Annotated in this window: 9 protein-coding genes and 1 pseudogene; 5 read left to right on the top strand and 5 right to left on the bottom strand. The window is 59.4% G+C overall.

Features of this window, described 5'->3' with window-relative positions; genetic code table 11:
- The 3 genes from AC1D2L_RS25600 to AC1D2L_RS25590 form a co-directional block, all read left to right on the top strand.
- A partial coding sequence (locus tag AC1D2L_RS25600; protein ID WP_476848712.1) for a hypothetical protein occupies nt 1-550 on the top strand: 550 nt, incomplete at its 5' end.
- A gap of 339 nt (nt 551-889) precedes the next feature.
- Nucleotides 890-2476 carry an OpgD/OpgG family glucan biosynthesis protein gene (locus AC1D2L_RS25595; RefSeq protein ID WP_476848711.1) on the top strand — a complete coding sequence of 529 codons (1587 nt, stop codon included), beginning with the start codon at nt 890-892 and terminating at the stop codon, nt 2474-2476.
- A 40-nt stretch (nt 2477-2516) separates the two neighbouring features.
- Nucleotides 2517-3797 carry a phospholipase D-like domain-containing protein gene (locus tag AC1D2L_RS25590; RefSeq protein WP_476848710.1) on the top strand — a complete coding sequence of 427 codons (1281 nt, stop codon included), beginning with the start codon at nt 2517-2519 and terminating at the stop codon, nt 3795-3797.
- Nucleotides 3798-4212: 415 nt separating this feature from the next.
- Here the strand turns inward: AC1D2L_RS25590 and AC1D2L_RS25585 are convergent, their stop codons facing one another.
- The 3 genes from AC1D2L_RS25585 to AC1D2L_RS25575 all read right to left on the bottom strand — a co-directional run bounded on the left by AC1D2L_RS25585 (nt 4213) and on the right by AC1D2L_RS25575 (nt 5934).
- The gene (locus AC1D2L_RS25585; protein WP_476848713.1) at nt 4213-4482 is read right to left on the bottom strand and encodes an alpha/beta hydrolase fold domain-containing protein; all 270 of its coding nucleotides are present in this window, start codon (nt 4480-4482) and stop codon (nt 4213-4215) included.
- A 567-nt stretch (nt 4483-5049) separates the two neighbouring features.
- Nucleotides 5050-5409, bottom strand: a complete 360-nt coding sequence (locus AC1D2L_RS25580; protein WP_476848709.1) for a hypothetical protein — start codon at nt 5407-5409, stop codon at nt 5050-5052.
- 99 nt (nt 5410-5508) lie between these two features.
- Nucleotides 5509-5934, bottom strand: coding sequence for a DUF1236 domain-containing protein (locus AC1D2L_RS25575; RefSeq protein WP_476848708.1), 426 nt, complete (start codon nt 5932-5934; stop codon nt 5509-5511).
- 171 nt (nt 5935-6105) lie between these two features.
- On the opposite strand from AC1D2L_RS25575, the gene AC1D2L_RS25570 reads away from it, so the two are divergent.
- Nucleotides 6106-6846: a hypothetical protein gene (locus AC1D2L_RS25570; protein ID WP_476848707.1), complete on the top strand. Its 741-nt coding sequence runs from the start codon at nt 6106-6108 to the stop codon at nt 6844-6846.
- A gap of 6 nt (nt 6847-6852) precedes the next feature.
- On the opposite strand, the gene AC1D2L_RS25565 is transcribed toward AC1D2L_RS25570, so the two are convergent.
- Together AC1D2L_RS25565 and AC1D2L_RS25560 are read right to left on the bottom strand one after the other, a co-directional pair.
- Nucleotides 6853-7323, bottom strand: coding sequence for a Ros/MucR family transcriptional regulator (locus tag AC1D2L_RS25565; RefSeq protein WP_476848706.1), 471 nt, complete (start codon nt 7321-7323; stop codon nt 6853-6855).
- Between the two features lie 349 nt (nt 7324-7672).
- Nucleotides 7673-7930 (bottom strand): hypothetical protein, encoded by a 258-nt coding sequence (locus AC1D2L_RS25560; protein WP_476848705.1) that lies wholly within the window; start codon nt 7928-7930, stop codon nt 7673-7675.
- 572 nt (nt 7931-8502) lie between these two features.
- Between AC1D2L_RS25560 and AC1D2L_RS25555 the strand changes: the two are divergent.
- Nucleotides 8503-8734 (top strand): annotated as a pseudogene (locus AC1D2L_RS25555) (porin family protein); the annotation flags it as partial.

The raw sequence follows: 8734 nt of genomic DNA, 5'->3' as shown, positions 1-8734 counted from the left end.
CCGGTCTTACGACAACTACGAAACCGCCCGCTCGGTCGTCGAGCAGCTAGAGGTAGCCGGCATCTCCAGCAGCAACGTCAGCATCGTCGGCCGTGGCGGCGACACCGGTGAGAGCAACGCCGAGGAAGGCGCTGGGATTGGCGCAGGCGTCGGTGGCGCCGCCGGTCTGCTTGCCGGTTTGGGCATGCTGGCCATTCCCGGCGTCGGTCCCGTGGTGGCCGCAGGTTGGCTTGCCGCCACCGCAGCCGGTGCCATTGCCGGTGCCGCCGCTGGTGGCCTGGTTGGCTCCTTCATCAAGGAAGGCCACGACGAGGACGAGGCGAACTATTACGCCGAGACCGTCCGTCGCGGCGGCTCCGTCGTCTCCGTCCGTGCGGAGCCCGATCAGGTGCTGAACGTCGAGGCGATCCTCGACGGTGCGACCCCGATTGATCGGACAGAGCGCACGGCTGCGTATCGCAAGGAAGGCTGGAACCGCTTCGATGAGAACGCTGACCCATACGATCGCGAGGCGACAGCATCCGGCCGAATGACGCCCCCGGTCATTTGATCGGACAGAGTGAATGCCTATCAGGCCCCGCGGGAAACCTCGGGGCCTTTTCGTTGTGATCGCCCCTTTGGCAGCGAAAAGAGGCGCATCTAAACAACGGGTGGCGGGCGGATCACTTCGCGTTGCCCGACCCGCTCAGTAGAAGGCATCATGACATTCGACAACGTGCCCATGCAGCGCGGCGTGTCCGTTGAATGGCAACACTTCAATGTCGAATAGTGGCGCACCGCTGCCAGCAGGCGCTTTGATAGGAAGCCGTCCTGGAACCGATCCACCTTAGTGGCGTTCTAAAGAGGCTCTCGATCGCAGATTGGCTGCCGTTCCGGGCTGGGGATAGCCGTGTCCGTACCGTCTCGTCGCACCATTCTCGCTCTGCTATCCACCACCTGCGTGTTTGCGAACCACACAGCGCAGGCTCAGGCTACCGCCGAGCCCAGGAAAGGCTTCAGCTACGATGACGTGGTTGAGCGAGCGAAGGCATTGGCAAATCAGCCCTTCGATGCCGAAAGCTCCAAAATCCCGGCCGAGTTATCGAATCTGACCTATGACAGCTACCGTGAAATTCGATTTCGTCGGGACAAGGCCTTCTGGCGCGAAGGCGGCTCAGACTATCGCCTTCTGCCATTCCATCTGGGCTTCCTGCATGACAAGCCGGTGCAGGTTCACATCATCAATCATGGCAACGCGATCCCGATACCGTTCACGACGGGCCTCTTCGAGTACGGCAAGGTGCCCGTTCCGAAAGGACTCTCACCTGCACTTGGCTTTGCGGGGTTTGCTGTCACGACCAACCTCAACGACCCCAGGATTCAGGACGAGGTCATCTCGTTCCTGGGCGCGAGCTATTTCCGTCTCATCGGGCGCGGTCATCGCTATGGACTTTCGGCACGGTCGCTCGCTCTGGACGTAGGTGGCAAGCAGCCGGAGGAGTTCCCTTTCATGCGATCGCTCTGGGTGGAGGAACCGTCGCGCGACGCGACGGACCTCGTCATCTACGCGCTCATTGATTCCCCATCGGTCGCTGGTGCCTATCGCTATGTCGTTAGACCAGGCCGCGAAACCTCAGTGGATGTCACTGCGACGATCATCCCCCGCGATGACATCGAGCGGATCGGGATCGCACCATTGACCTCGATGTTTCAGGCTGGGGAAGGCGATCTGGCCCAACGTTCAGATTTCCGGCCAGAGATCCACGACTCCGACGGCTTGATGATGCAGTCCGGGACTGGTGAATGGATCTGGCGGCCCGTTCGCAATCCGAAGGCGTTGCGCATTTCGAGCTTCGGCGACAAGAACCCGCGCGGCTTTGGTCTCATGCAACGCGACCGCGACTTCGGAAGCTATCAGGATCTTGAAGCGCGTTATGAGGCGAGGCCAGGCTATTGGGTCACACCTCAGGACGACTGGGGCGAGGGCCGGATCGATCTGATCGAAATTCCAACGACGAACGAGGCGTTTGACAATGTCGTCGCGTGCTGGACGCCGAATAAACCGCTGCCTTCGCGCCAACCTGCCGAGTTCCGATACCGCATAACCGCGGTATCGACGACATGGCATCTGCACTCGTACGCGCAAGCGCAGCAGAGCTTCAACGGCTCGGATGTCGAGGATGGCGTGACCGATGGCAAGGGCACAAAACGTTTCATTGTCGATTTTGCCGGTGGCGATCTGGCCTACTACCAAAGCGAGCCCGAACGTGTGGAACTTGTCGCAACGACGACCAGCGGTTCGATCGTCTCTAAGATCCTCACAATCAACTCGCCACTGAAGGGAGTGCGCGTAATTGTCGATGCGACGTTACCCGATGGTCAATCGGCAGAGCTCAGAATCTTCCTTAAATCGCGAAAGCGCACATTGAGCGAGACGTGGACCGCCACTTGGTCGGTTCCGGCCGGCGAATCGCTCGCGCACCCGCCCAGGAAATGATCGCAATCGGCGCCCTCGCAACCTCTATGTTCGATTGCCAATGAAGCTGCGACAACACCCTTTCATTATCGCTCTATTCTCGGCTGCCGTTGGGGTCGTCGGTTGCCTCGTCGTCGGCAACTTGTTGCCGGAGCCGCACGAATTACGGCAACCACTTCCGCATCATCTTGCATCGTCGGATCGCCAGCTCAAGGCGTCCATGGGCGCACTTTTCGGGTCGAACTATGTGCCCGGAAACAAGGTCGAGACCCTCGTCAACGGCGTCCAGATCTTTCCTGCAATGCTGCGCGCCATACGCGAAGCGCGGCAGACCATCAGTTTCGAGACGTATATCTACTGGCGTGGCGCCATCGCTAACGAATTCGCCGATGCGCTCTCGGCAAAAGCCCGTGAGGGCCTGAGCGTAAAGGTCCTGCTCGACTGGGTCGGAAGCATTCCGATGGACGAAGGGCTCATCGAGCGACTGCAGGACGCCGGCGTCGAGGTGGTCCGGTTCCGCCCGATCACTTGGTACACGATCGATCGGCTGAATAATCGCACACACAGGAAATTGCTGGTTGTCGATGGACGCGTTGGGTTTACCGGCGGTGTGGGCATCGCTGACGAATGGAACGGTAATGCGCGCGCGCCGGGCGAATGGCGCGACACTCATTATCGCTTGGAAGGGCCTGCAGCGGCAGAGCTCCAATCGGCATTTGCCGATCACTGGATCGAGGCGACCGGCGAGTTGCTACTCGGCGACCGCTTTTTCCCGGATATATCCCCCGTAGGCGATCAAGCTGCCCAGGTGGTGGTCAGCTCGACGCATCAGCGCAACGTCATGCACCTGATGCTGATGACGGCGCTTGCTTCCGCTCAAAAGAATATCCGGATCGCAACCCCCTATTTCGTTCCCGACGACCTGATCAGACAACAGCTCCTAGAGGCCCGCAAGCGTGGTGTGGAGGTGCAGATCATCATTCCCGGGCCTCAGACCGATGCGCGCGTCGTCAGGAAAGCATCCCGGCACCTTTGGGGCGATCTCCTTCAAGCCGGCGTAACGATCAGCGAGTATCAGCCCACATTCTTCCATTGTAAGCTTGTGGTTGTCGACGACATCTGGACGTCGGTCGGCTCGACGAACATCGATGACCGCGCTTTGAGGCTCAACGACGAAGCGAACGTCAATCTGTTCGATCAGCGTTTTGCCAGCATCCAGATTGCCACGTTCGACAAGGATGCCGCAGCCTCCAAGCCGTACTCCTTTGCAGATTGGCAAAATCGCTCGGCGAACGAAAAATTCTCCGATTGGCTCTCAAGCCTTGCGCGGTCGCAAATTTGATGGCCTTGCGGTCTGACTTGCATCGACGCGCCTGCTGAATCAATGTCGACTTCGCGACGTGAGCGGCGGCTCGCATTCTTCAGGTGCCTTTCCTCTGCTACCAAGGTGCCTTTTAGTCGCTTCGACACAGTAGCCGGTACTCTCATCACCCAGAGCGGCCGAACTGCCGATGACGGTCCGTGATCAGGTGACGATGAGTAGTCAGCTGGCGGATAGTGCGGCGGTTGCACGCATTAAGGGGCCTAGCGCTAGTGCGTTTTCGGGCTGCGAGGCGGTGTCTGATTGCGGCGCCTCGCGGCTCAAGTCCTAAAGAGCTGGCGTTCCCCGTTCGGTCGAGCGCCAACGGTCGGCTCTCGGGCGCTCAACAGGAAAACCTGGCCAGCACGTCAGTCAGTGCTGGATGCAAGAGTCCACGTTATTCAAGGTTTACTTCCGTCACACTCAGCCAAACGCGGCGCGTACAAAGAACCCCACCCCGCCAGCGCCCGGCGGCCATCCGCAAGCTGCGCATAAACAAGTGCCAAGCATGGATCATGTGCGGGCAAACCTGCTGTGTTGTCCGAACATCGGCCGCCGTTGCGACACTGGCCAACCGGATCGCGTCATCCAGCGACCTCTTATTGGGACCAACCTCGATCAGCAACTGCGGCAAACCCCGCAAATCCGCGTAAATCGGTGAGACCATTGGCATGCGCGGATCGCGTCCGTGCAGATACGGCTCCACCAATTCTTGCTAAGACGGACGCTGAATCAACGGGTCCACCGCAGCTTTGGTTTGCAAAAAACCGGGCCACCCAATGGGGGCAGATCAGAGCAGCCGGGCGGCGAGGCTGGCAAAGACGCCCGCCGGGCCAAGAAGACAAGTTCCTGAATTTGAATGACCCCGAGTTCGCCGGGGGCACAGGCGGGCGGCCGCGAAACTGGCTGCGCGGTCGCCCGACTACAGTTTAAACTGTTCTTCGAGGGCGTGAGCGAAGCGGCCGGGATTTAGGGCAGCGGCGACATAATCCTGATCCCTTTTTACAAGGCATCATCCATCTCTTTTGCAAACGCTTCCGGCGGTGCACGGCAGCGGTCACCGTGCCAGCGAAAACGCGGCGAAGAGGAATACGGCGCAGACCGCGATCAGAATGATAAGTGTCGCCACTTTAGCCGAATTTGGCATTGGTCCTCCGCCAAACAGCCTAGGGCCACTAGTACCGCCGAGCACTGACGTGCTGGCGGTGCAGGGGCCGCCCGTTTCGGGGCGGACTTATCTCCAAGTCCGACCCATGGCGATGGCAAAAGCACTGGGTTCTGCTGCCATAACCGACCTGCGAAGTTCACCAGCCGCATCGTTACTCATGCCGGCAGTAGAGCCTGGGCGTGGAGTTGAGACCTTGAACTTGATCGCCGCTGCTTGCTGGGCAATGGCAGAATAATCTCGAACGTGGGCTGCAATCTCCTGGAGTGCCAGATCGATCTGACGCTTGAGCGCCGGCTTGCCCCAGTCTTCAACTGTGCTCATCGCGGAGTGAAGAATACGAAACTGTTCCTCAAGTACGTCGTCGAGCGTCATTCCATTTGATACATTATGTCCCGCGCTGAGACTTGCCTTGGCTGAGTGTGCCATGTTGGTTCTCCTCAGTACCCCCGCGGATCTGAGCGCAACATCGGTGCCAGCATGTATCAACAGAAAGAGCCCCACTTTGGGTGGGGCTCTGACTTATTATTACTCGATAATCTGAACGACTTTCCGCGTCCGAGGCTCGACCAGAACGGTCTTATCATTGACTACAGTGTATCGATATTCAGTCTTGCCATACTTTGCCGGTACCTCGCGATAAGTCACGGTCTCCGGTAGTACGGCGCCGATCACAACGTTCTCGCGATAAGCGACGGACGGAACTTTCTGCTCCCTCACATACGTGCGGAACTCAGTTCGGTGGTCGGCAGCGATTCCGCCCACGATGGCGCCGCCCACGGCGCCGCCCACAGCACCCACCGCAGCACCAGCGGGCCCACCTATGATCGCCCCGCCCACTGCGCCCGTTGCGGCCCCACTCGCAGCACCCCCGGCCGCACCCTGATTCGACTGAGCAAATGCGGTCGCAGGAATGACAGTAAGAGCGGCAACCAGAACAAGATTCCTGATCATGGTGTTTCTCCCTTTGGACCCCCGTACCGGCAACACAACAGTCTGAACGGATGATGGTTCCATGAATAACTGTTCATAATCAGGGGGTTGGCGCTGCGGGGGGCTGTGGCTCCAGAGAGCTTTCTGCGATCCGGAAGCGGGTCAGGCAGGCCGGCGATATGGTTGCGTCGAATGCGACGCGAGCGGGCGGCGCTGCGCGCTGTGTTGCAGGACTGGGATACGGACGCGCTGGAGGCTGAACAGCGCCGCAAGGGCCTGAACACCCGTCAAAAGGGCTTTGGCGACTACTACGGCGACAAACCTAAGCCGTTAGCCCCCGACAATCGGCAGTCGTTTGGCTTCGACGTCGATGCTTGGTCCGATAAGCCCGCTGCCCCTGGCAAGCCTATATCTAGCCGCTTGCCACCTACGCGTCCCGACAGCCTGCCCAAGGCCGTTCCGATGCTAAAGTCGTTTGAGGATATCTATTCGGCGGGCATTCCCAAGACCGTCAAACCAGAGGTGGGTTCCACCGCCATCGACGCGGCCAAGGATAAGGCGACGGAGGCGAAGACGAGCATCGAGGGGCTGAATGTCACCGCTTCCCCTCGTGTCGACCTTTCGTCGCTGGACCGGCTCGAATCCAAATCGACGGTATCCTCGCGAAAATGCGCCAGGTTGTTCAATTGTCCCAGCACGCGGGGAATAGCATCGCGTCCGCTGGCACGGCGGCCGGACGTGGCCGCAGCGGATACGCTGAAGCTGCGGCAAAACTGGAACGCAGTCGCCAGTCAAACAATCAGGACCGGCCATTCGTCTAGCGATACGGGTTCATGGCCTGGCGCGCAGAGGCCGAAAATAGAATTGCAGGCGGCAGTGGCCGCTTGTAAAAAATCCGCCCGTCAGCTCGGATGTACAGCGACGGGCGGGTAGGATTCCTCAGACTGCCGCCTTCTTCGGCCGCCCGCGCTTAGCTTTCGGCGCGGGCTCAGGCATCGGCTTGCCCGTGGCAGCCGCGTTACGTCCGAGGCCGAGCGATTTCGCCATGGCGGAGCGCTTCTCCGAGTAGTTCGGCGCGACCATCGGATAATCGGACGGCAGGCCCCACTTGGCGCGATACTGGGCGGGGGTGATGCCGAACTTCGCGCCCAGATGGCGCGTCAGCGATTTGAATGACTTGCCGTCTTCGAGGCAGATGATGGCCTCTGGCGTGACAGACTTCCTGATGGAGACAGCCGGAACGAGCGGGGCGGAGACGGGGGCTTCCGGCTCGCTGCCAAGCTTGCTGAGCGCGGCGAACGTGTTTGCGATAAGGGCGGCAAGATCGCCTACGGGTAGGTCGTTGTTCGCGACATAGGCCGAAATAATCTCGACCGTCAGGTCGAGAATTTCGTGTTTTTCGTTTTCCATGGAAGGCAATATAGCGCGAATTCTCGGGCTATCCATTGGCTGCGGACACTCGCCGTCGGACTTTTTGTCGCACAGTGACCTTTTATGCTAAGCGCATTCCTGCGCGGGAGAGGTGCTTCCTTTGAGCCTTCCGCGCGCCCGGCCAAGGCTCCAATTTCCTTCATCGCGGCTTCGTATTGCTCGACGTTGCTGATGGTGATTTTGGGCACTGCTACTCTCCTTCGCCCGCATCACGACTGCGGTTGCTCCCGGTTGCTGGCATGCGCAGGCAGAACCACGCCTTGGATACAGTGTCGACTGCATAGACGATAACCGCAGCGGGGTGGCTTGAGCCGATTTGTTGCCGGAGCTATCGCTTGTAAGCGTCGCGGGTTGCGGCATACTGAGCGTCGCGCTCCAACGACGCGACGAGTTCCTGAAATTCCGCAATCATTTCAGTGTTTATCTGCCGTTCGGCTCTTGTCCAATATTCAAGCCCCAACCATGCCAGTTCATAGGCCTCGCAGATATCAAGGAAGGCTTCGCCCGAGGCGGCGTCAAAGCGAGCCCGCCAATGTGGCAGGCGCAATTTCAGACGAGCCCGTCCGCGCTCCTGGATCCGCGTCATGCTTCGGATCTCGATCAATCGGGATGCCGTTTGCGATGAGCGTCATCCTCGCGCCGGCCGGCACCGTCGCACGCCATGCTGCCATCGATCTATTGCCCCGGCGGGACGCAGATGCATCCTCGTTGGTTCCACCAAACTTCCGTTCTCGACGTTCCGAATCTCTGACACGTCTGGAGTTGGCTTCGTCATGCTCGCGAGGCTTAAACAGTTGATCTCGTCAGAATGAGCCAGTCGTAGGCTAAAAGCGCACATATGCCAACATCATACAGTCACGTGTTAGAGTATGCGTGCGATCGAGAGAATAATTATCAGGTTTAACTAAGGTGATGAAAATAACACTTCTCTCCTGATTTTGGTTCCCTTCGTTAGAAATTTGATGATCGTTAGCTTTCTCCTAATCGTTTCATGTGCAACCAATAACTGGCTGACTGTGCATGGAGGAGGATCTCATGCGTCTACGCTTTGTATCCACTGCTATAGCAACATGCCTTGCGACCTCGGCTTTCGCGGCCGATCTTCCAAGTCGCGCGCCGCCCGTCGTCACGTATGCACCGGTGTTTACTTGGACCGGATTGTACGTCGGCCTCAATGCCGGCGTGGGATGGGGTGATTCAGGAGGTGTCATCGTCACGGGCCCGACGGCTGTCTCGTCGGCCTCGTTGGGTGGTGGCAGCAGCGACGGCCGGTTCGTCGGTGGTGCCCAGATCGGCTATAACTGGCAATCTGGCGCAATCGTGTACGGCCTCGAGACCGACATCCAGTATGTCGACGCGGGGGGCGGCGGTGTCGCCTGGGGCCCCTATA

The sequence above is a fragment of the Allobosea sp. P1_B10 genome (assembly GCF_056406735.1).
This window is presented reverse-complemented; position numbering and strand designations above follow the sequence as displayed.

Bases quoted from the DNA above. Each gene is read 5' to 3' on its own strand.
- AC1D2L_RS25570 (WP_476848707.1), top strand. From the start codon at position 6,106: ATGCGACGCGAGCGGGCGGCGCTGCGCGCTGTGTTGCAGGACTGGGAT.
- AC1D2L_RS25565 (WP_476848706.1), bottom strand. From the start codon at position 7,323: ATGGAAAACGAAAAACACGAAATTCTCGACCTGACGGTCGAGATTATT.
- AC1D2L_RS25575 (WP_476848708.1), bottom strand. From the start codon at position 5,934: ATGATCAGGAATCTTGTTCTGGTTGCCGCTCTTACTGTCATTCCTGCG.
- AC1D2L_RS25585 (WP_476848713.1), bottom strand. From the start codon at position 4,482: ATGGTCTCACCGATTTACGCGGATTTGCGGGGTTTGCCGCAGTTGCTG.
- AC1D2L_RS25560 (WP_476848705.1), bottom strand. From the start codon at position 7,930: ATGACGCGGATCCAGGAGCGCGGACGGGCTCGTCTGAAATTGCGCCTG.
- AC1D2L_RS25580 (WP_476848709.1), bottom strand. From the start codon at position 5,409: ATGGCACACTCAGCCAAGGCAAGTCTCAGCGCGGGACATAATGTATCA.
- AC1D2L_RS25590 (WP_476848710.1), top strand. From the start codon at position 2,517: ATGAAGCTGCGACAACACCCTTTCATTATCGCTCTATTCTCGGCTGCC.